We start from the raw sequence: 24828 nt of genomic DNA, 5'->3' as shown, positions 1-24828 counted from the left end.
AATCTACAGAGATTTAAGATAATGTAACCTTTAACAACGTTCGGTGATAAATATTTTCTATTTTTGCGCAAACAGCATTGTACAGATGAAAAGATTTATTATCGGTATTCTTATATTAATTAGCGCTAAATCATTTGCCCAAGTAGATGGCAATTATAACTACAGCATTGGTATAAAAGCTTTCAACTTAATGCAAATGCCTAAAATATTACAGCAAGCAAATACCGACGACAATATAAAGTCTTGGGTAAATGGTGGCATCATTAGATTTAACGACAATCAGATGGCCTTTAGAATAAGCGGCTATTATCTTTATAAGAGAGATTTCACATTTAACAACCAATGCGATAACTGCGAAACGGCAAAAGGCAGTTTAAATGATTATGCCATTAAATTCGGATTTGAGAAAAACTTCAATTACTCCGTAATACAACCTTATTTTGCTGCAGATTTTGGTTTTAGATCCCATAGTTTCCGAGGCAATCTACAAGCTAAAAACCCTGCTCGTTTAAATAGTTCTTACGCTGCTAACACCAGTAAAAACGGAGGAACATTTAGCCCTCTGTTAGGTTTAAAATTCAATGTACTTAATCAGGTAAGTTTATTTGCAGAGTCGAGTATCGAATTTTACTATTCTTACGAACGTCAGGAAACTGTAATGGATGATTTATCAAATACCAGAACCTTTGCTAGGTACAACAAGTTAGAAACCTTCCTAAATCCAATTTCAATAGGCATACAATTTCATTTAGTAGGTAAAAACTAATACGGATCTACATCAATCTGCGTAATTACACTACGAAAATCTTTTTGCGAGTTAAAATCTTTGATAGTATCTAACAAGACTGTTTTCACTTTCTGTATGGCAGCCGTTCTTTCTATTTTAAGGATAATTTGTTTGATATAATAATTTCTAACACGGGCAACTAAAGGCTGTTCTGGCCCTAACACTCTTTTCCCTAATTGTGCACGCAAATTAACCGCCAAAGTTTGTGCTGCTAGGTTCAGTACATTTGCGTCTTTGTGTTTTACATTAACAAAAATTAAACGTGAGAAAGGCGGATAATTAAACTGTTTACGTTCTTCCAGCTCGTCGTTATACATTTGCTGGTAATCATTGTTAATTACTTGCTTAATAATCCGATGGTCGTCTGCATAAGCTTGTATGCAAACCTTGCCTTGTTTATCCCTTCTACCTGCCCTACCTGCCACCTGGGCCAACAACTGATAGCTTCGTTCAAATGCTCTAAAGTCTGGAAAATTCAACAAAGTATCTGCGTTAATTACGCCAATTAAACTCACGTTCTCAAAGTCCAAACCTTTGGCCACCATTTGTGTACCTATCAATATATCGTTTTTCTTTTCCTGAAAATCGCTAATGATTTGCTGCATTCCGTTCTTGGTACGTGTACTATCTAAATCCAATCTGGCTATTTTGGCATCGGGAAAAATCAGGCTCAATTCTTCTTCTATACGCTCGGTACCAAAGCCCTTTTGTTCTACATGCACAGAACCGCAAGCAGGACAAACATTGATACTACTTTGATGATAACCACAATAATGACAATGTAGCTTGCCGCTAGATTTATGATAAGTTAAACTCACATCGCAATTCACGCATTTTGGGGCATAGCCACAAGTAGCACAAATTAAAATAGTGGCGTATCCCCTACGGTTCTGAAATAAAATAACCTGTTCCTTTTTCTCTAGCGCATCGGCAATATCATCAACCAAAACACTGGTAAAGTACGAAATCATTTTTTTTCTCTTGGTTTCTTCGGCAATGCTTACCACTTCTTGCAAAGGTAATTGCACGCCCCCAAAACGTTCGGTAAGTTCCACCAAACCATACTTATCTGTTTTAGCGTTATAATAACTTTCTAAAGATGGCGTAGCCGATCCTAAAACTACTTTAGCTCGATGCAAATGCCCTAGATAAACGGCTGCATCTCTAGCTTGGTATCGTGGCGCAGGATCATATTGCTTGTAAGAATTCTCATGTTCTTCGTCAACTACCACCAATTTTAAATCTGAAAAAGGCAATAGCACCGCAGACCTTGCTCCCAAAACTACCTGATAAGCGCCACTAAGCACTTTGTTCCAAATTTCAACACGTTCATTATCGTTAAACTTAGAATGATAAACACCAATTTTATTGCCGAAATAAAGTTTTATTCTTTCTACAATTTGCGTAGTCAAAGCAATTTCTGGCAGCAAGAACAACACTTGTCCGCCATTAGCAATGGCTTCTTCAATAAGTTTAATATAAAGTTGGGTTTTACCTGCGGCAGTAACACCATGTAGCAAAACCACATCCTTGGTTTCAAATTGTTCTTTAACTTTTGCTAATGCCCCTTTTTGGTGATCGCTCAGCTCAAAATTAATATCAAACAGCTCGCCATCGCTACTTAACCTGCTTACGGGTCTTTTTTCTATATAAAAAACACCTTTATCGGCCAATGCTTTTAGCGCCGCTTGCCCGCTCCCACTTTCTTCTATTAGCTGGTTTTTAGCTACAAAACCTTTACCCTTACTTAACTTTAGGTATGCCAACAAAGCGTCTAATTGTTTGGGGGCTTTTTCTAATTGCTCAAAAAGCGCTTTCAAATTAACATCGTCGTGGTAAAAATCGTGCAACTTTACAAACGATTTTAACAGTGGCTTGTACTTATCAACCACTTCTTCGGCAGCTACAATTACTTCTTTGGCAATTAAAGAGTTTACTATCGGATAAACTGTTTTTTGTCCTAAAAGACTAGCAACCTCATCAATACTGATACGATGCTGCTTGTGCAACACCTCGAAAATAAGTTGTTCTTTATCGCTTAAATCTAGTTCTTCAGGCAATTCTTCCCTCAATAACAATACTGTTTCGCTAGCTAACTTTAATCCGGTAGGTAAGGCCGCCGACATTACATCGCCTTCGTTGCACAAATAATAAGAGGTAATCCAGTTCCAAAATTCAAATTGCTTTTCGTTAACTACCGGATAATCATCTATTACATCAATAATATACTTTGCTTGGTAATGTGCTGGTGGGTTTTTGCCAATGCTTTTTACCAGAGCCGTGTAAATCTTGTGCTTACCAAATTGCACCACTACCCTTTTTCCTACGGCAACTGCCTCATTAAGCTCATAAGGCACTCTATAAGTGTAGTTAATTGCTAAAGACAGCGGCAAAACTATCTCTACAAACAAGGTTTCCCGCTCCAAAAAATCCGACTCCGCAAAATGCATTTATTTATCTTTTAAAGCCGCCAAGAACAAGAAAATCCAACCTATAATAAAACAAAGGCCACCAATTGGAGTTACAGGACCTAAAAACTGCGCAAAGGAAAGACCATAAGCGTCTTTAATAGCAAGCAAGTACAACGAACCAGAAAACAGTACAATACCTATGCTAAAAAACACGAACGACAAACCAATTAGCTTATTTTTATAACGGGCAAAAGTAGAGAGGTACAAAATAGCAAAGGTATGGTAAAACTGGTATTCTACCCCTTTTTGCCAAGTTTCGAGTTGATTTGCAGCAACAATGTTTTTCAGTGCGTGAGCGCCAAACGCACCTAATATTACCGCTAATGCACCAAACAAAGCAGCAGTTAAAATTATTCGTTTATTCATATATGGTAACGGCTTTAAATGATGCTAATTTAAGAAAATGCCATTACAATCCCGCTAATCATAAAATTAAATTAAATTTGCTGTAGCTGTTATGAGAAAGATTATTATCCTACTAATTTTATTGACGCTTGGTGTAGCAAGCATGACTTATTTATATTTTTCTAATTTAAATAGAGAAAATACCGCTTCTGACAATGCCTTAAATATACTATCGGCCAATGCGCCAATTATTTTTGCTTTCGAAAACGACAAAACCTTTTACGATATTCTTAGCGGGCAACAAATTATAGACCACATACTTGGCCCAGAAAAGAGCAGGTTATTGAGCTTATTAAGAGAAAATGTAATAAAGCATCACAAAATCAATCAAATTATTGATGGCGAAAAAATTATTATTGGGTTTTTGCCTAGCAAAGCGAACCATGTTGATTTTGTATTGGCTACCCAAACTAAATTAAAACAGATAGACCTCTCTTTACTAAAGCAACTTAAGGCTACTGTTAACCAAGAAAAAAATATTTACGAAGTTAAATTTGGCGATAGTGCTAAATGTTATTTAAGCTTTAACGGGCAATCTATTTTACTCTCTAACAATGCAGCAAGCTTAAATAAGCTAAGCGCTTTTAAAAATGAAAAAAATGATTTCGCTTCCTATATCAAGCAAAACAGTAGGATTAAAAACACACTGGCAAATATCTATATCAACTACCAACAATTGCCCGTACTTCTTAAAAACATACTAAATACCAACCTAACGGGCGAACTAAGTATTTTTAACAAACAAAACGCCTACGCTGCGCTAAGCTATAATTTTAGTAGCGATAAGTTTTTACTAAATGGCTATACCAATTTGCAAGAGAAGCAAAGTTATTTAAGCCTGTTTGTGGGGCAAAAGGAACAAAAAATAAACATAGATCAGTTTTTACCAGAACAAACTGCCAATTATACTTTTTTTGCAATAACCGATTACAAAAAATGGAGCGATGATTTAAAAACGCAACAAAAAGAGCAAAAAGAATATGCCAAAATTGAGCAGCAACACAAAGCAATCAACGAAAAATACAGGGTAGATATCGCACAAACCTTTCCTCAATACTTTAATGAACAGCTCGCTGTTTTTCAATTAAAAAGCGGAGAAAAACTAGGGATCATTGAAATAAAAAACGGCGACAAACTTGGACAATTACTTTTAGACTTGAGCAGCGAATATGCGCCAGACATAAGAATTTTTAAAGAATCTGCTATACTCTACCATTTTTTTGGAGAGCCTTTTAAAAAATTCGAGCGACCATTTTACACCATTATCGACAATCATTTTGTAATGGCAAATTACGCCAGTAGCATTCAGGTATTTTTAAACAGCTACAAGAACAACGAGCTGTTAATTAAAACCGATGATTACGCACATTTTAAAGACCAAACATCGAGTACGGCAACCGTTGCTTTTTACATTAACCATAAAAACAGCAACAACATTTTAGGAAGAAACCTAAAGCCAGCTTACTATAAACAATACAAAGCAACGAACGGCCTTAAAAACTACAACGCTTTTGGTTATCAATTATCTGCCGACAATGGTAAATTTCTGAGTAATATTCTCCTGCTTAAAAACCAAACAAAAGTTGATATAGACACCTTACAATAGCTTATTTACATGTAACATCAGTTTTATGAAAAGATGCCTAGCTATATTTCTTCTAGTTGCGCTTGCCCACCAAGCACAAGCGCAACAATATGCACTCTTTAACACTAAAACTTTGTTCGATTCTTTTGAGAATCCCGCACAAAAATCTTTTACACTGGACTCTTCCCGTAACATTGCATCCAATTTCCTTATCCCCTACATGGATTTAAGTAGCTTAAGCAAAGGCGCCTCAAATGAAGCCATAAGAAAGCTAATGGAGCGTGGATATAGCCAAAGCAGAATTGGAGCCTTTAAAAATCCTGAGGTGATGCGTGAAAACATAAATGTATATTTAGTAGCACTGAGGTTATTCAAATACCATAAGTACCACAGTGAAATGGGCTTTTCATGGCAAATAAAGTCGGAAACACAGGTTGACTACGACAAAAACATTAGCCGTGGACTTTTTTACGACACTTTTCAGCAATTTACAACCATACCCAGAGCTAATATATTTAACAACAACGGCAAGCTGCAAACCTATCACCAAATCAGTTTTACCTATCGTGAAAACTATACCAAAAGATGGGCATTGGGCGCAAAAGTTAGTTTATTAAGCGGTATCGGTTACGCAGCATTTAATGCAAGTAAATCATCGGCCACCGTTACCACTAGCACTATGGATGTAGCTATGGCCGCAAAGTTTAGGCTCAATTACCCAGAAGGTGGCGAACTTAACTTTAAAAATGCCCTACCGTTTAAAAATTTAGGCACAGCAATTACTTTAGGCACCACCTACACTACCAAATCTGGTATTTTTTTAATGGCCAATGTAAAAGACCTCGGCTTTATTAGGTGGGGCAAAAAATCGTACTCTGGCGCTTTTGATATTACGGCAACCAATGTGCCTCTTGTTGGAAATACAGGCGAACCGGCAGAAACAAAACTTCAACGAGCCTTAGACGAAATGGCCAAAAACAATACACAACAAAAAAGTTTTATTGCCCCTATTAACAGCAGGGCCGATTTTCTGATCTCTAAAACTTTTGGACCTTATATACCCAGTTTAATCATTACCAAAACAATATTTAATAAATATGGCGAAGCTGCTTTAGTAAACACCCTAAAATCTGGCACTTTTTCTTTTAGCGTTATACCAAGCTACAATACCGACAAAAATTTTAGGCTAGGCACCCAAGGAATGATACAAACCCCAAACTTTGAAATGTTTTTAGGCACTAATGACCTATTGCAAAGCTATTATGCCAGCAAAGACATCATTAAGAACAACCAAGCTATAGAAACTGGCTACAACAGGGGCTCTGTTTATTTAGGGATGGCCTTTAAAATTGGCTACATTGTAGAGCACCCCATGAATAGGAGTTGGATGCCGGGCGTTGGAAAAGAAAAAGAACGGAAAAGTTTCTTCGGCAGTATCTTCGGTGTTTTTAAGAAGAAGAAATAAGCCTTTGGTTCGTAATTTTCGGTTAACAATTCGCAACACTAAAATCATGAATTTATCAAGCCTTTTTCTTAGGCGTAGTAAATACAAAATCTTTTAGGTAAAAAGGTTCGAAGTAAGCCACATCTTCAAAATTTTTAACTTCATATGCCGCAAAAGCCAAATTGCTCATACAACTTGCACTATTAAAATTTTCGAGGTTAAAATGGGCATTCGGATTATCAATTACTGCTTTACATTTTTCTGCACCATCGCCAATAAACGAAATAAAATGGCCTTGCAATTCTAACACAAAGCTTTTATCATCTACAATTTTTGCGTGGGTATGTTCAATTTCGCCTAAATGATGGTCAAAAACAGCTGTAAACACTTCCATTCTACGGGCATCAATCATTGGGCAAACTAAACCACCAAAATTAGCGTGCTGCAACAAATAGCCATTGGCCATCATTTTCAACGTATTAATTGCGATTAAGGGCTTATCCAATGCAAAGCACAAGCCTTTAGCCGTAGAAACGCCTATGCGCAAACCCGTGTAAGAACCCGGGCCTTTGCTTACGGCAATGGCATCTAACTTATCGTAAGTTAAACCTGCAGTTTTCATCACTTCTTCTATAAAAAGCGTTAAGCTAGCGGCATGTATATTGGGTGCTTTTTCTTCCTTTAAGGCAATAGTTTGTCCGTTTACCGAAATTGCTACCGAACATACGGGCGTTGCTGTTTCTATTTGAAGTATTGTTGACATTGGATAGTTGAAAGTCTGATAGTACAAAGTTAAAAGTTTAATCCGTTTTCAACTTTTAACTTTTAAATTTAAGGCACAGGATCGTGGCCATGGCCACCCCAAGGATGACAGCGGCCAATACGTTTTATTGTTAGCCAGCCGCCTTTAAATGGGCCATATTTCTTAATTGCTTCTACCCCATACTGCGAACAAGTGGGCGTGTACCTACAACTAGGTCCCAATAGTGGAGAAAGCAACCATTGATATAATTTAATGAGCCCTAAAAATAGCCACGAAAACAATAGTTTAATTATTTTCATTGTTAATTTGCGTTAATAGCTTCTTAAACAGTTGGGCCAATCTTTTTTCTAAGAAAGCGTAGGGGTAAATTTCTTTTCCTACATATTGTAGGCTCAGCAATAGCAGTTCTTCTTTGTTGGCCAAGGGCTCATATAATAAAATTTGCTTTTGCAGGCGATACGCTTCTCGGGTACGACGCTTAATTAAATTTCGGTCGTTAGCATGCTTATAGCGCTTTTTAGCTACATTAATAACTACCTGAGCGGGAAACTTGTGAGGTTGGGCATCGAAAATAAAAGTTGCCCTATAAGGATATAATAAAAAAGAAGAGCCTTTTTTGAATAGCAAGTCTAACGACTTTTTGCTACATAAACGCTCTTCTTTAAAAAATTTATTCATCTTTTTGATTGCTAAATGCAGGAAATTAATTGCTGCTCTCACCTTAACAGGTGGCAATCAAAAATTATGCTTTATGACGACGCTCGTCAGAAACGGTCAATCTTTTTCTTCCTTTTGCACGGCGAGATGCTAATACTCTTCTACCGTTAGCTGTAGCCATTCTTTCGCGGAAGCCATGTTTGTTTCTTCTCTTTCTTTGCGAAGGTTGGAAAGTTCTTTTCATAACAATATAATATCTTAACTAGAGTTTTTAAATAAGAGGTGCAAATATAAAGTGATTATTTCAAAAATGCAACAACTAACCGCTTTATTTTTAATAAAATCAAAGATAGCAATTATTAGCTTAGCATAGTTCCTTTATTGGCCACTATATTTCTGTTTATTTTTCAAAAACCGCAATGAGCTGCCCCATCATGTTCAATCGTATGCGTAAACTCCTTAAGTTTAATGATGTGCGTAAACAGTTTCTAGCTCGGCAACTTCTACTTCGCCATCTGCGGTAAGCTCAACTAATTTTACGTTCTTAAGCTCATTAACCATTAAGGGATCGTATTTTGCTTTAACTTTTACATAGTTTTTGGTAAAGCCGTGCATAAAACCATTTTTCTGGTCGTCTTCAAACAATACCTGTGCTTCGGTGCCAATTTGTGATTGGTAAAAAGCTCTTCTTTTCTTATCGGACAGGATATGGAGCATTTTATTACGCTCAAAACGGGTGCTACCAGCAACTTTACCCTTCATTACAGCGGCTTCGGTTTGCTCACGCTCCGAGTAAGTAAATACATGTAGATAAGAAACCTCCAATCCGTTCAAGAACTCGTAAGTAGTTAAGAAATCTTCTTGCGTTTCGCCCGGAAAGCCTACAATTACATCTACTCCAATACAACAGTTAGGCATTAGTTCTTTAATTTTCGCTACCCTATCTACATATAGTTCACGCTGGTAACGGCGTTTCATTAAACCCAAAATCTTGTTAGATCCAGATTGTAGCGGAATATGAAAATGCGGCACAAACCGTTTTGAAGTGGCCACAAATTCAATAATATCATTACTCAGCAAATTAGGTTCTATAGACGAGATGCGAATTCTTTCAATTCCTTCTACTTCATCTAAAGCTTTCACCAAATCAAAAAAACGATCTTCACGTTCACCTTCCCTGATACCAAAATCGCCAAGGTTTACCCCGGTAAGTACAATCTCTTTCACCCCACTTGCGGCAATTTGCTGTGCTTTTTGTAACACATTTTCGATGGTATCGCTACGGCTACCGCCACGAGCTAAAGGAATGGTGCAATAGGTACATGGGTAATCGCAACCATCCTGAACTTTCAAGAAAGTACGGGTCCTATCGCCAATAGAATAAGCGGCAATAAAATTATGGTTTACTTTTTCAATATCTTGCTGGTGTACCACCGCTTTGGGCTGCTTGGTTAAATCGGTAATAAACTCTACAATCCTAAATTTTTCGGCAGCGCCCAAAACCATATCTACCCCCTCTATTTCGGCAATTTCTTGTGGTTTTAGCTGCGCATAACAACCTACAATGGTAACGTAAGCATTTGGAGAATATTTAAGCGCTTCCTTCACTACCTTTCTACATTTTTTATCTGCATGATCGGTTACAGAACAGGTATTGATGACGTAAACGTCTGCCGCATCGGTAAATTCTACTACGCTGTAGCCTGCATCGGTAAACAGCCTACCTATTGTTGAGGTTTCAGAGAAATTCAGCTTACAGCCGAGGGTATAAAAAGCTACTTTTTTCATTCTTTAAGGATGCAAAGATATGAATTAGATGTGATTATCGAGATAGGAGAACTGAGACTAAAAAAAAGTCTTACAAATAGCTAACAATTATTTTTTTTGATTATAAATTCTAATGTATTTCCTTTTAACTGCAAAACTGTATTTCTTTTGGCTTTGCTACTGGGCCAAATACCAATAACCAAGTACAATGCTAGCCACTTATGCTCCATTAAAACTTAAACAGTTTCTTAAAATCAAAAAAATAGGTACATTTATATGGAATGTTCCGTAAGCTATTAATTATAATATTACTTATATGCGCCGTTTCGCCACTTAATGCACAAAAAGTTGGTTTAGTTTTTAGTGGTGGTGGGGCAAAAGGCTTGGCGCATATTGGTACCTTAAAAGCCCTAGAAGAAAACAATATCCCGATAGATTACATTACGGGCACTTCAATGGGCGCTATTGTTGGCGCCATGTACGCAGCAGGCTATTCGCCCCAACAAATTGAAAAAATTGCCTTGAGCAACAACTTTCAAAACTGGGTAAACGGGCGTTACCAAAGCGACTATAATTTCTACTTCCAGAAATCTACATCAAATCCATCGGCAATAACTGCAAAAATGGCCATCGATACGAGTTTACGACTTAGCTTTAGGCCCAACTTAATTAATGACATACCTTTAAATTTTGCCTTGCTAGAGCTTTTTTCGCAAGCATCGGCAGTTGCCAAAGACAATTTCAACAATTTGCTTGTCCCTTTTCGTTGTATGGCTTCCGATATTTTATCGCAAAAGAGTATTGTAGTGAGCAATGGAAGTTTGGCCGAAGCCGTTAGGGCCAGCATGACCGTTCCTTTTATTTATCGGCCAATAAGGTTAGACGACAAGTTTGTGTTTGACGGCGGCATCTATAACAACTTTCCTGCCGATGTGATGACGAAAGAATTTAAGCCCGATTTTATTATAGGCGCCAACGTTTCTTCAAAAACCTTTAATGAGTACCCCAAAGATGATGACAGGCTATTGAACCGATTCTTGATTTATATGTTTTTGGCAAAATCTGATTCTACCTTAGTTGGCGAAAACGGGGTGTACATAGCGCCAGATCTTACCAATTTTAGTTCTACCAACTTTTTACCCGTAGCAGAGCTGATTAAACAGGGCTATGATGCTACCATGGCAGAAATGGACAAAATTAAAGCTAGGGTTAACAGAAGAGTTACAGCCAAAGAAATACTTCAAAAACGATTGGACTTTAACACCAAAAAAGCAGCGCTGATTTTTAGCAGCGTATCGGTAACTGGAGTAAACTCGCAACAACGGAAATATGTAGAACGTCTTTTTAAAAGCAACAGTAAAACTTTTGATTTGGACGATATTAAAAAAGGTTATTACAAATTGGTTGCCGATGAGGTTTTTGAGGCTATATATCCTAAAATTAGCTATAATACCCATACCGATAGCTACATTTTTGAAGTAGTGGCACAGCCTAAAAAGGCCTTAAAAATAGACTTTGGCGGCAATATTTCTACACGCCCCATTAGCAATGTATTTTTAGGCATACAATACAATTACCTTAACAGAAAAGCCTATACTTTTTCTTCTAATTTTTATTCGGGACGTTTTTACGAATCGGCACAGCTTGGAGGCAGAATAGATTTCCCTACTAAACTGCCTGTGTTTTTAGCCGCAGAACTCACCTACAACAATTGGAACTATTACAATACCAGTAAAATATTTGTAGAAAACCCATCGCCAACCTATATAGACCAAGCCGACCGTAAAATTGATTTAAAATTTGGCCTACCTCTAAATCGAAATGCACGAATTATACTAAGCTCTTCATTTATCAACAATAGCGATAATTACAGCCCTACCGGAACTTTTGTTGTTGGCGACCTGCTGGACAAGACCATCTTTAACGGGTTTAGAACTAGCCTCAGCTTTGAAAAAAACTCACTGAACAGGAAGCAATATCCAACTAGAGGGCAGCACCTGCTTTTTAGTGTAAATTACACTTCTGGCAAAGAAAACTATTATGCAGGTAATATTCAGGCTAACCAGTTAGGCTTAACAACTGCACCACCGTGGTCAAGAAATTTAAGGCAATGGTTTCATGCCAAGTTTAGCTACGAGAACTATGTTTTGCATACCAAAACCTACACCCTGGGTTATTTGGCAGAAGCGGTGGTTTCAAACCAGCCACTTTTCAGCAATTTTCATGCAACCTTATTGGCATCGCCCACCTTCTATCCGCTACAAGATAGCCGTTCTACATTTCTGGAAAACTTTAGGGCATTTAACTATGCTACAGGCGGAATTAAAAATATTATTAATATTCATAAAAAATTTGATTTACGTGTAGAAAGCTATGTATTTTTACCCTATCAGGAATTTAAAAAAATTAACACCCAACAGGTAGGTTTTGAAGACACTTTTAGCAAATGGCATTATGCCGGTACAGCCGGGCTAGTTTATCAATCTCCATTGGGGCCAATTAGTTTAAGTTATAATTTATACGATGAAGCCAAACACCGACATGGGGTGCTTTTACACATCGGTTATTTAATTTACAATAAAAGATCTTTAGAATAAGATGAGATTAGCCGTTTTTATTTGTTTATTACTATCATCAGGCCTAAGTTATGGCCAAGCTACAGGTATTAATAACTTTATAGTTAAAGAAAGTTTACTAAAGAATAGCAAAATAGCTATTATAGCTACCGATAGCTTAGAAAACCCCATAGAAACCATTAATGGTTCTTATACTTTTAGTGTGAGCGGTTTTACACAAGAACTGAACTTTAGTAATGGTGTGGCCATTGTTCCACTTGCCATAGATAAATCTACCTTTATATACATTAAGCATCAGAACGACAATGGCACGCACAGTAAGCTGATGTATATTTATAAAAAAGATGGTAATTTAAGCCCTATTACCATTAGCAGAATTTTCTTCATCATTGTGCCGCTAATTGTTATTGTATTGGCTTTTGCCTTCAAGAAGTTTATTTACATGGCGGTAATACTGCTGTTGATTTTCTTTTTCTTTGGCTACAATAAAGGCTTAAACATTGGCACCTATTTCGAAACGATATTTGATTATTTGAAGAACCTGATATAGAGTTATCACTGGTTAAAAAGGCATTCCAATACCAAAATTATACTGTAAGAAACGGTACCTATCGGGACTGTGCGTAACAAAGTAATTTGATTTAAAAGCCTTGCCGCCATTAATAAACTTCCCAATTACCCATTGCTCGCCGCCCACAAACTGTGGATCTTTAATTTTTAACCCCACATCGAACCGGAACACAAAAAACTGCACATCGTACCTAAAACCTAAGCCTGTACCCAGCGCTATTTGATCGGCCAATTTATCAAATTTGAAATAAGTTTGCGGTTGCGGATTACCGGGTGCCACATTCCATACGTTACCTGCATCTAAAAAGGTGGCTCCGTTTAACTTACCGCCAAAAAATTTACGAGCCAACAAAAATCGATATTCTAAATTGGCTTCTATGCGCATTTCGCCTAGTTGGTCGATACCATAAGATACTTTTCTAGCTTCTTCTGTTTCAATAACATCTCTATTGTAGTTGCCTGGCCCCAATGTTCGTGCCTGCCAAGCTCTAACGCCGCTAGAACCTCCGGCATAAAAAAACTTTTCGAAGGGAATAAAGGTAGAGTTGCCGTAGGCATAGCCCACCCCTGCATTAATTCTGGCCACAAATTGATTTTCTCCACTTAGTTTTTTATACCAACGTAAATCTATTTCGGGCCGTACATACTGATTAAATGGCAAACCCAAAATAGTGCCAAAATCTCCATTTGCGGGATCGTGCTTACGTCCCAAAGTAGTATTGGCAAGCTGCAATAAGTTGCCTGCACTTTCTATATTTCCTCTAAAATATAAGAAATTTGCTTTCTGCAATAGTTTATCGGCATTTAGCACAAAAGCATATTTGGTGCCTAAAGTAAAGTCTTTTCGGGCCAATAACGCGGTGTAATATAAATTATTTAACAAAGTGTTTTCATCTATATTAGAGGCCAAGGTACCAAACCTGTACTCGAAATTTAAAGGCGTAAAAGAGTGAAATTTAGATTTTGTTTCGAACCAATCGTAGGTAATATAGTTAATAAAAATACGCCTAACGGAAACGTCTTTTTGCAGGGCATACAAATAACTCGACGAAAAAGTAGTGGTTGGAATTCCGTTTTTACCCATTAGCGGAATTCTAAAAGGAACCATGATACGTGGTACAGTTAAGCTTGCACTAATAGAAAAATCTCGTTGATAAATATCAGAAAAAATAGAGCTCCCAGCTACGCCTAGCCTAGATTGCAAGCCACCTTTAACCTGAAGCTGAAATTTTTCGCCTCCTTTTAAAAAGTTGTTATTGGTATAAGTATTACTTAGCGTAAATCCAATTGTAGCATTGTTAAAAGGTATTTCACCCTCTATTCTATTGCTCATTCTTTTTTGTGGCGTAAGCAAAATTATTGGATTTAGGATGTCTGCGCTATCCTTATCTTTTAAATAGTCTATTTTTACGTTTTTAAACAGGTTAAGTTCGTAAAGCCTATCGTAAGTAAGTGTTTCGTTAGTGATGTTGTAACCATCGCCCTGCTTAATAAAATTATACCGCACAATAGGGTTACGCCTAAACTTTTTTGATAAATCTGTAAAACGAACACCATTGAATATTTGCTTATTTAACTTAAGCGAATCGGTAAAACCATCGGTATTTGGCGCAATAACAATATTTATTTCGCCAATTCTATATTTCTTATGCGCTTTTTGAGCACTGTCTATAGGCTTATCTATAATAAGGTTAACCTTTACTTTGTTATTGTTTTGGTTCGAATCTGGTTCGAACCTAACGTACGGCCTTACAAAATCGTAATATCCATTTTGGCGCATTAAATGGTAAATCTCTTCCCTTTCGTAAGAAAGTGAATCTTCATCGTACTGCATACCCTCACTAAGATGCGAAAACTTATTTTTTGATCTTAAATAAAGCGACTTAATAGAATCATCGGGTATTTCGCGGGTAATTTTATTTATCATAAATGGCTCACCCGTGCTGGCAGTAAACTTTAGCTTTGCTTTTTTATTTTTAACTGCTATTTCTGATTGTACCTTGGCATTAAAAAAGCCTTTACTTTTTAGAAATTTCTCAATTTGGGCACGAGATATTTCTACCAAAGTACTGTCTAATATTGGTGGTGGCGAACCCAAAGGTTTAATATTTGTTTTTCGGTATTTACCATTTTTAGTATTAAAAATATTATAAATGGCCACATTAATACCAAACCCTTCTATGGGCTTAATATCTTTCTGTACATATAAATAGGCTGCCTCTTCGTAGGCTTTGTCAATACTATCAATCTTTACATCTCTAACAATAGCCTGATAATCTTCAATATATTTTGTTGACGCACACCCTGCTATAAAAACAAGAATAAATAGTAATATTGCAAGAAGTTGAATGTCCTGTTTATTGTTGTTAGTATATGCTTTCAAAATCTCAAATCAGTTTTATAAAATCGCTTCATCAAAAAAAGTACCGTAAAGAAAACGGAATTTTTATTATTGAGGGAATAAAATCTACAGTAGAATTTTTAAAATCTGACTATCAGACACATAGCATTTACTACACCCCAAAAATATCGGCAGCTTTACCTAAAGTTAATGCAAATATAAGGTTATTTGAAGTAACAGAAACCGAACTGCAAAAGATTAGTACACAACAAACACCACAAAGCATACTGGCTTTAGTACACCTCCCCGCTCCACAAGACATCAACTTAACTTTATTAAAGAATAAATTTTCATTGGTATTGGACGATGTACAAGACCCGGGCAATTTGGGCACTATTATACGTACTGCCGATTGGTTCGGTATCAAAAACATTATTTGCTCTGAAAATACGGTAGAAGCCTATAACCCTAAAACTGTACAGGCTACCATGGGCTCGCTGTGTAGGGTTAACGTTGTTTATACTTCATTAAACCGTTTTTTAACTGATGTAAAATTACCCATTTATGGTGCTTTACTAAATGGTAAAAATATATACCAAACCAACTGGGGCAAGGAGGGCTTGATTTTATTGGGGAACGAGGGGCACGGTATTGGCAAGGAATTGATTGAAAAGATTAATGTACCCGTTACCATACCTCGTTTTGGCGAAGCAGAATCTTTAAACGTAGCGGTATCGGCAGCTATTTTTTGTAGCGAGATTAGCAGGCAGTTTTAAGTTTAGAGTTTACGATTATGCGAATAGGCAGTTAACCAAATAATATAAGTAAAAATAATTCTACATATTAGTTTGCAACCTTGCTTTTAATTGTTATTTTTGCAACCTTGAAAACAAGGGTCGAGTGGCCGAGTGGCTAGGCAGAGGTCTGCAAAACCTTGTACAGCGGTTCGAATCCGCTCTCGACCTCAAGATTAAAAAATTTAAAAGAAATAAAAGTTTATTGTTATGGCAGTTACTAGATTAAAAAGAAAAGACAGATACAACAAAACTGTTTCTCGTTTAGAAGTTAAAGCTTTAAAATTGGCAACCAACCTAGAGTTAGGCAGCCGTTCTACACAAGCTAAAAACGACCAATTAGCTAAAAACAATGCGGTATTAGCTGCTTTAGCTAAGTAATTAAGCGCAAAGAAAAACAAAAGCTCAGGGTTTTAAAAACTCTGGGCTTTTTTTGTTTATATGTAAAAACTTACCAAATAGTGCAAGCAAAACAAATAAAGGATTGTTAAGTTATAGCAAAACTAATCTTGTAAGCATGAAAAAAGACAGCATTTTAGTAGAAAGAACCTTTAACGCCCCAATAGACAAGGTATGGCGTGCTTTAACTGCTCATACCGAAATGAAAAAATGGTATTTCAACATCGAGAAATTTGAGCCAAAAGTGGGTTTCAAATTCGATTTTATGGGAGGCTCTGATGCTGGACCACAATATTTGCATTTATGCGAAATTACCGAAGCTAAAGAAAATGAAAAACTTGCACACACTTGGCGCTATGACAATTACCCTGGGAATTCGCTAGTTTGTTGGCAATTAATGGACAAAGGAGAGCAAACCTTGGTAAGGTTAACACATACTGATGTGCATACGCTAGCTGAGGGTGGGGCAGATTTCGCCAAAGAGAACTTTATTGAAGGCTGGAATTACATTGTGCACACCAACCTAAAAAACCACCTAGAAGGCAAAAGTGATTAAAGTAAAGTTTTACAAATACGCTTAATTAAGCCCGGACCTTCGTATATAAAGCCGGTGTACAACTGTACCAGCGAAGCTCCTGCTGCTAATTTTTCTTGTGCATCTTGTGCCGAATGTATCCCTCCAACTCCAATAATAGGGAAAGCTTTGCCAGATTTTTCTGACAGATAACGGATTACCTCTGTAGAACGTTTGGTTAATGGCTTACCACTTAAGCCCCCCATCTCTCCTTTTAAGTTCTCGGGAGCGTACAAACCGTCTCTACTAATGGTAGTATTGGTAGCGATAACCCCTGCAATACCCGTTTCTTTTACAATTTCGATGATATCATCCAATTGTTCATTGGTTAAATCTGGCGCAATTTTTAATAGAATTGGCCTCGAAATATCATTTTTACTATTCCGTTTTTGCAAGGTATTTAAAAGCTCCATTAATGGTTCTTTTTCTTGCAAAGCTCTTAAACCTGGTGTGTTTGGCGAACTTACATTTACCACAAAATAATCAACCACATCAAATAGACTGTCAAAACATTTAACATAATCAGAAACGGCATGTTCGTTAGGCGTATTCTTGTTCTTACCTATGTTTCCACCTACAATAATGTCGGGATGCCTATCCTTTAGCAAACGTAAGCGCTCTGCCATGGTATCTACTCCCTTATTATTAAAGCCCATACGATTAATCAAGGCCGCATCTTCTGGCAGACGAAACATACGAGGTTTATCATTACCGGGCTGTGGCAAGGGCGTAACGGTACCCACTTCTATAAAACCGAAGCCCAAATTGCTCAACGCTTCTACATATTCGCCATTTTTATCGAAACCGGCAGCCAAACCCACCGGATTTTTAAACTTCAGTCCGAAAACTTCACGCTCTAAGCCTTTAAAGCTTACATCATAACTGCCCCTTATCACCGATTTTCCAAATGGAAGAACATCGTTAAACCATTTAAGGCGTTTAACCACAAAATGGTGCACATTTTCAGGGTCGAATTTAAAAAAGATAGGTTTTACCAAACGATACATGATGCGAAGATAATAAAAAAGGAAAATTATATTTTCTCAAGAACTGTTTAAATTTTTAGCGTAAAAAACAACGAGCAGAAACATCAATAAATTTGCTATTAGCATTGCCAAATATTAGGCTTAGCTGCTGCAATAATTACTATTTTTTCTATTTGTAGCGTTTAACAGAGTTACTACGTAATAACTAAAAACCTAAATCAAATGAACCAGATTAAAATTTTTCATTATTGCCTAATTCTTTTCATGGCTTTTTCAATTAGTGGTTGTAGTAAAGAAACCAGCAAGAATAAAGACGAGCAACAACTTGAACAACTCTATACCAAAATCAAAACCTTGGCAGAAAGTAGCATTTGCGGAACAACTACAAATTATGAACTTAAATTTATAGCCATAGGCTCAAAAGCATGTGGCGGGCCAACCGGATATCTGGCTTACAGTTCTAGTATCACCGTTGAAGAATTTGAACATTTCGTTAAAAGATACACTGCTCTTCAGTCAAATTATAACAAAAAATGGGGCATTGTATCAACTTGCGACATCACCCCTCTTCCAAAAGCTGTAACCTGCGAAAATGGAAAGCCTAAATTAATTTACTAACCAACCCTAAATTTAACTCAACATGGAAAACCTCATCTTGTACGTCAAAATATCAATAGAATTCTTTTACAACAAATATTTATCCTAATTTCATGCTAACTTTTAGGAATAACCATTAGATGAAAAATTTGTTTATCGCAGTCTTATTATTGATTGCCAATTTCGCTTACGCACAAAATTTTAAATATGCCTTTGTAACCGACACCCATGTTGGCACAGCTACCGGCGAAGAAGATTTGCGCAGAACAGTAGCCGACATCAACACCCAGAATGATATTGATTTTGTATTGGTTACTGGCGACATTACCGAAATGGGCACCAATGAAGAACTGAAATTGGCCAAGGAAATCCTCTCTGGCTTAAACAAAAAATGCTATGTTATTCCAGGCAATCATGATACTGGCTGGTCAGAATCGGGCGGAGTTTCTTTTATTAAAGAATTTGGTTATGATAAATTCACTTTCGATCATAATGGTTTCCGCTTTATAGCTTGTGCCTCGGGGCCTTATGTACGCATGAGTGATGGGCATATTCCAAGAGATGCTACGGTTTGGCTAGATAGTTTGTTAAAAAAAACACCGAAAAACATGCCTGTAGTTTTCATTAACCACTATCCTATTGATAACAGCCTAGACAACTGGTATGAAGTTACCGACAGGCTAAAGAAAAAGAATATCCAGTACGCCATTTGCGGACACGGGCACCAAAACAAAGCATACAATTTTGAAGGTATTCCCGCTACCATGGGGCGTTCTAACCTCAGGGCAAAAGACAGCATTGGTGGCTACAACATTGTGAACATGATGAAAGACACTGTTTATTTCGCTACCAAAAAACCTGCCCAACAGCTTTTGCCTACTTGGCGAAAAATTGCTTTAAAAACTTTTGTTAGCGACACCCAAACATACGAAAGACCTGATTTTACCATCAACCAGAAATACAATAATGTAAAGGCAGTTTGGACTTACCACTCGAGTGCCAATGTAGTAAATACACCAGCTTATGATAAAAACCTGGTTGTTTTCGGTAACAGCATTGGTTTAATTGAGGCTTTAAATAGAAAAACTGGCAAACGTGTTTGGTCTTATCAAACCCAAGGTGCAATCTATTCATCGGCAGTAATTAACCACGGCTTGGTTATTTTCGGTTCGGGCGATGGCAATGTATATGCACTAACCTTAGCTAACGGAAAATTAGCTTGGAAAGCCACTGCACAAAAATCGGTATTAGGTACGCCAGTAGTTCACGCTAGCACGGTTTTTATTGGTGCCAGCGATCATACTTTTAAAGCACTAGATGTTAAAACAGGCAAGCAAAAGTGGAGTTTTACAGATGTTGAGGGCAGTATTGTGGGCAAACCTTTAATTTATCAGGACAAGATTATTTTCGGTTCGTGGGGCCGTCATTTATACGCCTTAAACATACATACCGGTTCGTTAGTATGGAAATGGAATAACGGCAGTGCTAACAGAATGTTCTCGCCAGCAATGGCTACACCAGTAGCAGTAAACAACACCATTTACATAGCTGCCCCAGACCGAGTACTAACAGCAATAGACGCTACAACTGGGCAAACCTTGTGGCGTAATAATGAGGCAAAGGTTCGCGAATCTATTGGTCTGTCTGCAGATAGCACCTTAGTTTATGGCAAAACCATGCAAGACGAGATAGTTGCTTATAAAACTACCCGTACCGATGAGGGGCTAGCCTTAAAACTAAATGTGGGCTATGGCTACGAACATACGCCATCAGATTTGATAGAACTAAACGGCAAACTATTTTTCGGCACCAAAAACGGAACTATTTATTGCATTAGCCCAAAAGAACAAAAAACATTGTGGGTGCATAAAATAGATAACTCTATGGTAAATACTTTTAAAGTAATTGATGAAAACACTTTATTGGTAAGTACTATGGATGGAAAGGTTGCAGTTTTGAAAGCAAATTAAAGCCTAAAATGCCGTTAGTTACAACCAGCGGCATTTATCAACACATTTGTAACCTGTTAGAAACTGTTTAAATTTGGTTCAAAGAAAAATTCATAAACAACGGGGACTTCCGTTTATCAGCTCAAAGCTGTTTTTGTTAAAGACGTCAAAAAAATCTGTATTCTATTTTAAACCGTTTCTTATTTCACCATTACAAAAGCTTCTTGCTTGCTACCTACCCATTTGTACTTATAAATGGTAGCCTCTTGTTGGCCGTCTTTAGATTTTCCGTTATGGGAAATATAGAAATAGCCATCGCCCAGTGGGCATAAACCTGTAGCGCCCCATTTAAACCTCCAACCATTTATCCCAGATTTTTCGTCTTTTGGCCCAGCATTTAATAAGGATAGGGTTTTTACTTTTACCTTTTTATTATTAACAATAGCAAAACCGCTTTTAGATTTGGTTTTGCCATCAATTACAAACAAATCGTAATTTGGAAATTGTGATTTTGAACCACGATATACCGCAGCAAAAAAATGTCCAGAATGTGCATCGTAGGCCAAGTTTTGAACACCATACCGACTGTTTCCTGTGTACACAAAGTATTTTTGCGTGGGTTTGCTTGGTCCAGATTGATGCAACTTTTCTTGCGACAAAGGTGCTGCCAATTTATCCCAATTAGTTAAATCGTATTGTAAAATTACTTGGTTATCGTTATCGTTTCTAGTAGTATCGCCATACACACCATAGGCTACGTATAGGTATTTTTTACCATCTTTGGGGTTATCTACCGATGGCGCTATGGCCACACCATCAATTCCAGAACAAGCAAAACGATGTTCTACTTCTTTTTCGCCAACTTTAACTTTTGCTAAATAATCAACCACTGCTTCTTTAATATAAACGGTACGCAATAAATCTTCTTTCTCAGCGTCCATGTCTATTTTGTTAATACGTTTCGTATCGAAAATAGCTACGTAAAAACCTACTTCTACCCTATCTGTAACACCTAAATGTTTGTTAATACCTTTGCCAATGGCATCGTTTTTATATTCTAGCGAGCCATAAATTCTACCCGTTTCTGCATCAAAATCTAAATCGCCCAAATGTCCTACAAACCCGGTAACGCTACCTAAAAGCTTTCCACTAAAATCCATTTTAAGTAATTTATTGGTAAACGAGAGATAGACAAAACCATTAGCGTGATCTACAGCCACGCCCTGAATGTGCATTTTACCCTGCTTGCCAGAATAAAAAGAATTTGGCAACTTACTCAGGTCGGTTTTTTGAGCTAAGGCAAAAAAATTAATTAGCAATAAAAATAAAGGCAGCAATAAGGTCTTTTTCATTTTGGTTCAATTATTCCGATAAGTATTAGTCAAAAATAATATAGTTTTCGAAATGTTTACAATATTTTACATTTTACTTTCGATATATTTAAAATCATTTCTATTTAATTTGAATAACCCTACCACATACCTCTATAAAGCGCAAAAAAAACCGACACTATTTATTTTAATGTCGGTTTAAATTTAATGTATTGCAAAGGTTACTTCTTGCCAACCACTACCCTAGTCATGGCATTACAATCTAGGTATTGGTTTGCAACGGCTTTTAATCGCTCTGCGGTAATATTTTTAACGGTATGGATATAATTATCGTAATAACTATAATCTAAACCTGCAAAATGGATATTCTTAAATTTATCGGCATGGGAGAAAGTATTCTCTAAACTGCCCAAAAGCGAGCCTAACATATAATTACGAACCAAGCCAAGTTCTTCGTCAGTTATTAAATCGCTTCTTAAAATATTAATTTCTTTCTCTATTTCTGTTAGGGCGCTTGCACAAACATCAACCCCTACTTCGGTAGCTAAAAAGAAATAACCTGCATGCTTTAACGAAGCAATTCCAGAACCAATACCGTAAGTATAGCCTTTTTCTTCTCTAATGTTTGCCATTAAGCGAGAACCGAAATAACCACCCAAAACACAGTTAAGAATTTGCAACGAAGGAAAATCTGCATGCGTACGGTTGATACTTAAATTACCCATTCTAATTGCCGACTGTAATGCCTCTGGCTTTTCGATGTATAAATCTCTACCTGCTGGCGCCTCAAATTGGAAATGGTTTTTAGATGCTGGTGCTGTATTTTGCCAATTGCCGCCAAAAACAGTATCTAATACTTCAAAATCTTTAGCTAAAAACTTGCCTGCTATAATAACTGTACAGTTTTGAACTTGAAAAGCCGACCGAAAATAAGCAACCAAATCGTCTTGCTTTAACTGGTCGTAGTCTGTTAAACTGATATCGGAACCATACGGCGTTTGACCAAAAATAGCGTTAGCAAAATTTTTACGTGCTAAAAAATCGTTTTTTTGAAGGCTCACCTGCAATTTTTGCTTTTGATTTTGCTGGTAAATAGCTAACTCGTGCTGAGGGAAGGTACTTTCGTTTAAAACCGACCACAAAATTGGCAACACCGATGGCAGGTGTTTAGTTAACGAATAGAGTGTAATAGTTGTAAAATCGGCATTGTATTCTGTTTGCAAAAAAGCCCCGTAATAATCTACTTTTTCGGCAATTTCCTTAGCTGTTAAGTGTTTTGTTCCACTATTGATTAAACCATTTACTGCAATAGCTTGTAATGGTTTTTGTGCATCCCAATTTACGTTTTCGAAGATAAACTCGATACGCACCAATTCTTGTTCGCCAGCATTAACAACGTACACCGGCAAGCCATTTTTTAACTGTTTTACTATGGGTTTAATAAAATTGATCTCATTTACCTGCTTAAAGGCAGGAGCAACTGTTCTGTTAAGCATTGGCTAAGTAATATAAGGTGGATGATTTTTCTTTCTTAAAAGTAGCTTGTGCCGCTTTTTGGATTTGCTCGGCAGTGATACTCAAATACTTGTCAAGTTCTACATTCAACAAAGTTGCGTCGCCCAAAAGTTCATAATAAGCTAAATTCATGGCTTTATCCAACAAACTCATTTCGGTAAATACCATAATCGATTCTGATTTGTTTTTTACTTTCGTTAGCTCGTTTTCGCTTACTAATTCGGCAGCTACCTTATCAAGTTCTTTCCAAATGGCACTTTCAGCATCTTCCATGGTTACTCCTTCTACCAATTTACCCTCTACAATAAACAAACCTTCATCTAAACTGCTGGTGATATAGGCATTAATATCGCTAAACAATTTCTGCTCTTTTAGCAAACTGTTATATAAACGAGAAGATTGGCCTTGCGATAAAATATCAGATAACAGATCGAAAGTTTGGTAGCTCGCAGCTAACCTTGCTGGCATTTTAAACGCCATGTAAATTGCGTTCAAAGGCACATCAGCATTTACCGTTAAGCTCCTTGCGGTGGTTTGTTCAGGCTCTGAAGGTAAGTTTCTTATATATTTTTCTCCTGGCGGAATTGGGCCAAACCATTTTTCGGCAAGTTCTTTTACTTCTGCTGTTTTTACGCTTCCACCTACTACCAAAATTGCATTTTTCGGGCTGTAATGCTTCTTGAAAAACGCTTTCACATCTTCCATTTTTGCATTTTCTATCTGCGCCAAATCTTGTCCAATAGTTGCCCAGCGGTACGGATGTTTCTGGTAAGCCAAGGGGCGTAATTTTAACCAAACATCGCCATAAGGCTGGTTTAAATAACGTTGCTTAAACTCTTCACAAACTACATTTCGTTGCGTTTCTAGGCTGTTTTCAGAAAAAGCCAAGCTCAACATCCTATCACTTTCTAGCCAAAAAGCAGTTTCGATATTAGTTGCTGGCAAAGTAATGTAATAATTAGTGATATCGTTACTAGTGAATGCGTTGTTCTCGCCACCAACTCGCTGCAAAGGCTCATCGTAACTTGGTATGTTAATGGAGCCACCAAACATTAAATGTTCAAAAAGATGCGCAAAACCCGTCTTTCCCTCCTCTTCATCCCGTGCGCCAACATCGTACAATATATTTAAGACTGCCATTGGGGTTGTTGGGTCTTCATGCACCAAAACTTTTAAACCATTGGCCAGTGTAAAACGATTAAAATTTACCATAGGCGACAAAGATAAATGAATTGTTGTAACCCCCCAACCCTAAATGGGATATAGCCAATAAAACAACAGCCTAAATAGGTTATTTAACCCGTAGTGCATTATCAA

At 37.1% G+C, this 24828-nt stretch carries 22 protein-coding genes and 1 tRNA gene; 11 read left to right on the top strand and 12 right to left on the bottom strand.

The window, feature by feature from the left end; genetic code table 11:
* The first annotated feature begins 85 nt into the window (after positions 1 to 85).
* Positions 86 to 766 carry a hypothetical protein gene (locus tag B3I52_RS11055; protein WP_293301237.1) on the top strand — a complete coding sequence of 227 codons (681 nt, stop codon included), beginning with the start codon at positions 86 to 88 and terminating at the stop codon, positions 764 to 766.
* Here B3I52_RS11055 and priA read toward each other — a convergent pair.
* Positions 763 to 3237: a replication restart helicase PriA gene (gene priA, locus B3I52_RS11050; RefSeq protein ID WP_293301235.1), complete on the bottom strand. Its 2475-nt coding sequence runs from the start codon at positions 3235 to 3237 to the stop codon at positions 763 to 765. The genes B3I52_RS11055 and priA overlap by 4 nt on opposite strands.
* Entirely contained in the window at positions 3238 to 3624 is a 387-nt protein-coding gene (locus B3I52_RS11045; protein ID WP_293301233.1) for a DUF423 domain-containing protein, read from the bottom strand.
* A 91-nt stretch (positions 3625 to 3715) separates the two neighbouring features.
* On the opposite strand from B3I52_RS11045, the gene B3I52_RS11040 reads away from it, so the two are divergent.
* Both B3I52_RS11040 and B3I52_RS11035 read left to right on the top strand, forming a co-directional pair.
* Positions 3716 to 5269: a hypothetical protein gene (locus B3I52_RS11040; RefSeq protein WP_293301231.1), complete on the top strand. Its 1554-nt coding sequence runs from the start codon at positions 3716 to 3718 to the stop codon at positions 5267 to 5269.
* 25 nt (positions 5270 to 5294) lie between these two features.
* On the top strand, positions 5295 to 6713 hold the full coding sequence (locus B3I52_RS11035; protein ID WP_293301229.1) for a DUF5723 family protein: 1419 nt from the start codon (positions 5295 to 5297) through the stop codon (positions 6711 to 6713).
* Between the two features lie 55 nt (positions 6714 to 6768).
* Here the strand turns inward: B3I52_RS11035 and tsaB are convergent, their stop codons facing one another.
* The 5 genes from tsaB to mtaB all read right to left on the bottom strand — a co-directional run bounded on the left by tsaB (position 6769) and on the right by mtaB (position 9900).
* Positions 6769 to 7455: a tRNA (adenosine(37)-N6)-threonylcarbamoyltransferase complex dimerization subunit type 1 TsaB gene (tsaB, locus tag B3I52_RS11030; RefSeq protein ID WP_293301227.1), complete on the bottom strand. Its 687-nt coding sequence runs from the start codon at positions 7453 to 7455 to the stop codon at positions 6769 to 6771.
* A 68-nt stretch (positions 7456 to 7523) separates the two neighbouring features.
* Positions 7524 to 7754, bottom strand: a complete 231-nt coding sequence (gene yidD / locus B3I52_RS11025; protein WP_293301225.1) for a membrane protein insertion efficiency factor YidD — start codon at positions 7752 to 7754, stop codon at positions 7524 to 7526.
* On the bottom strand, positions 7741 to 8133 hold the full coding sequence (locus B3I52_RS11020) for a ribonuclease P protein component (RefSeq protein ID WP_293301223.1): 393 nt from the start codon (positions 8131 to 8133) through the stop codon (positions 7741 to 7743). The genes yidD and B3I52_RS11020 overlap by 14 nt, the downstream gene beginning before the upstream one ends.
* Before the next feature lie 64 nt (positions 8134 to 8197).
* Positions 8198 to 8356: a 50S ribosomal protein L34 gene (gene rpmH, locus B3I52_RS11015; RefSeq protein WP_013632808.1), complete on the bottom strand. Its 159-nt coding sequence runs from the start codon at positions 8354 to 8356 to the stop codon at positions 8198 to 8200.
* Between the two features lie 221 nt (positions 8357 to 8577).
* A complete protein-coding gene (gene mtaB, locus B3I52_RS11010) occupies positions 8578 to 9900 on the bottom strand; it encodes a tRNA (N(6)-L-threonylcarbamoyladenosine(37)-C(2))-methylthiotransferase MtaB (RefSeq protein ID WP_293301222.1) in 1323 nt (440 codons plus the stop codon).
* A 260-nt stretch (positions 9901 to 10160) separates the two neighbouring features.
* On the opposite strand from mtaB, the gene B3I52_RS11005 reads away from it, so the two are divergent.
* Entirely contained in the window at positions 10161 to 12476 is a 2316-nt protein-coding gene (locus B3I52_RS11005; RefSeq protein ID WP_293301220.1) for a patatin-like phospholipase family protein, read from the top strand.
* Between the two features lies 1 nt (position 12477).
* Positions 12478 to 13005: a hypothetical protein gene (locus B3I52_RS11000; protein ID WP_293301219.1), complete on the top strand. Its 528-nt coding sequence runs from the start codon at positions 12478 to 12480 to the stop codon at positions 13003 to 13005.
* 12 nt (positions 13006 to 13017) lie between these two features.
* Here B3I52_RS11000 and B3I52_RS10995 read toward each other — a convergent pair whose 3' ends face one another.
* Entirely contained in the window at positions 13018 to 15408 is a 2391-nt protein-coding gene (locus B3I52_RS10995; protein WP_293301217.1) for a BamA/TamA family outer membrane protein, read from the bottom strand.
* Between B3I52_RS10995 and B3I52_RS10990 the strand changes: the two genes are divergently transcribed.
* The 4 genes from B3I52_RS10990 to B3I52_RS10975 all read left to right on the top strand — a co-directional run bounded on the left by B3I52_RS10990 (position 15399) and on the right by B3I52_RS10975 (position 17115).
* Positions 15399 to 16142, top strand: coding sequence for a TrmH family RNA methyltransferase (locus B3I52_RS10990; protein WP_293301215.1), 744 nt, complete (start codon positions 15399 to 15401; stop codon positions 16140 to 16142). The genes B3I52_RS10995 and B3I52_RS10990 overlap by 10 nt on opposite strands.
* Before the next feature lie 118 nt (positions 16143 to 16260).
* Positions 16261 to 16331, top strand: a tRNA-Cys gene (locus B3I52_RS10985).
* A 39-nt stretch (positions 16332 to 16370) separates the two neighbouring features.
* Entirely contained in the window at positions 16371 to 16541 is a 171-nt protein-coding gene (locus tag B3I52_RS10980; protein WP_293301213.1) for a spore protein, read from the top strand.
* Between the two features lie 136 nt (positions 16542 to 16677).
* Positions 16678 to 17115 (top strand): SRPBCC family protein, encoded by a 438-nt coding sequence (locus B3I52_RS10975; RefSeq protein ID WP_293301211.1) that lies wholly within the window; start codon positions 16678 to 16680, stop codon positions 17113 to 17115.
* Here the strand turns inward: B3I52_RS10975 and B3I52_RS10970 are convergent.
* Positions 17112 to 18140, bottom strand: a complete 1029-nt coding sequence (locus B3I52_RS10970) for a quinone-dependent dihydroorotate dehydrogenase (protein WP_293301209.1) — start codon at positions 18138 to 18140, stop codon at positions 17112 to 17114. The two genes, B3I52_RS10975 and B3I52_RS10970, sit on opposite strands and share 4 nt — an antisense overlap.
* A gap of 201 nt (positions 18141 to 18341) precedes the next feature.
* Between B3I52_RS10970 and B3I52_RS10965 the strand changes: the two genes are divergently transcribed.
* Both B3I52_RS10965 and B3I52_RS10960 read left to right on the top strand, forming a co-directional pair.
* Positions 18342 to 18737: a hypothetical protein gene (locus B3I52_RS10965; protein WP_293301207.1), complete on the top strand. Its 396-nt coding sequence runs from the start codon at positions 18342 to 18344 to the stop codon at positions 18735 to 18737.
* Positions 18738 to 18856: 119 nt separating this feature from the next.
* Positions 18857 to 20686, top strand: coding sequence for a PQQ-binding-like beta-propeller repeat protein (locus B3I52_RS10960; protein ID WP_293301205.1), 1830 nt, complete (start codon positions 18857 to 18859; stop codon positions 20684 to 20686).
* A gap of 179 nt (positions 20687 to 20865) precedes the next feature.
* Here B3I52_RS10960 and B3I52_RS10955 read toward each other — a convergent pair whose 3' ends face one another.
* The 3 genes from B3I52_RS10955 to B3I52_RS10945 form a co-directional block, all read right to left on the bottom strand.
* Positions 20866 to 22017 (bottom strand): hypothetical protein, encoded by a 1152-nt coding sequence (locus tag B3I52_RS10955; protein ID WP_293301203.1) that lies wholly within the window; start codon positions 22015 to 22017, stop codon positions 20866 to 20868.
* Between the two features lie 200 nt (positions 22018 to 22217).
* A complete protein-coding gene (locus B3I52_RS10950; RefSeq protein ID WP_293301202.1) occupies positions 22218 to 23492 on the bottom strand; it encodes a M16 family metallopeptidase in 1275 nt (424 codons plus the stop codon).
* Positions 23485 to 24723 (bottom strand): M16 family metallopeptidase, encoded by a 1239-nt coding sequence (locus B3I52_RS10945; RefSeq protein WP_293301201.1) that lies wholly within the window; start codon positions 24721 to 24723, stop codon positions 23485 to 23487. The genes B3I52_RS10950 and B3I52_RS10945 overlap by 8 nt, the downstream gene beginning before the upstream one ends.
* Between the last annotated feature and the right edge of the window lie 105 nt (positions 24724 to 24828).

The organism is Pedobacter sp. UBA4863, from assembly GCF_002399615.1.
Taxonomy (GTDB): Bacteria; Bacteroidota; Bacteroidia; order Sphingobacteriales; family Sphingobacteriaceae; genus Pedobacter.
This window is presented reverse-complemented; position numbering and strand designations above follow the sequence as displayed.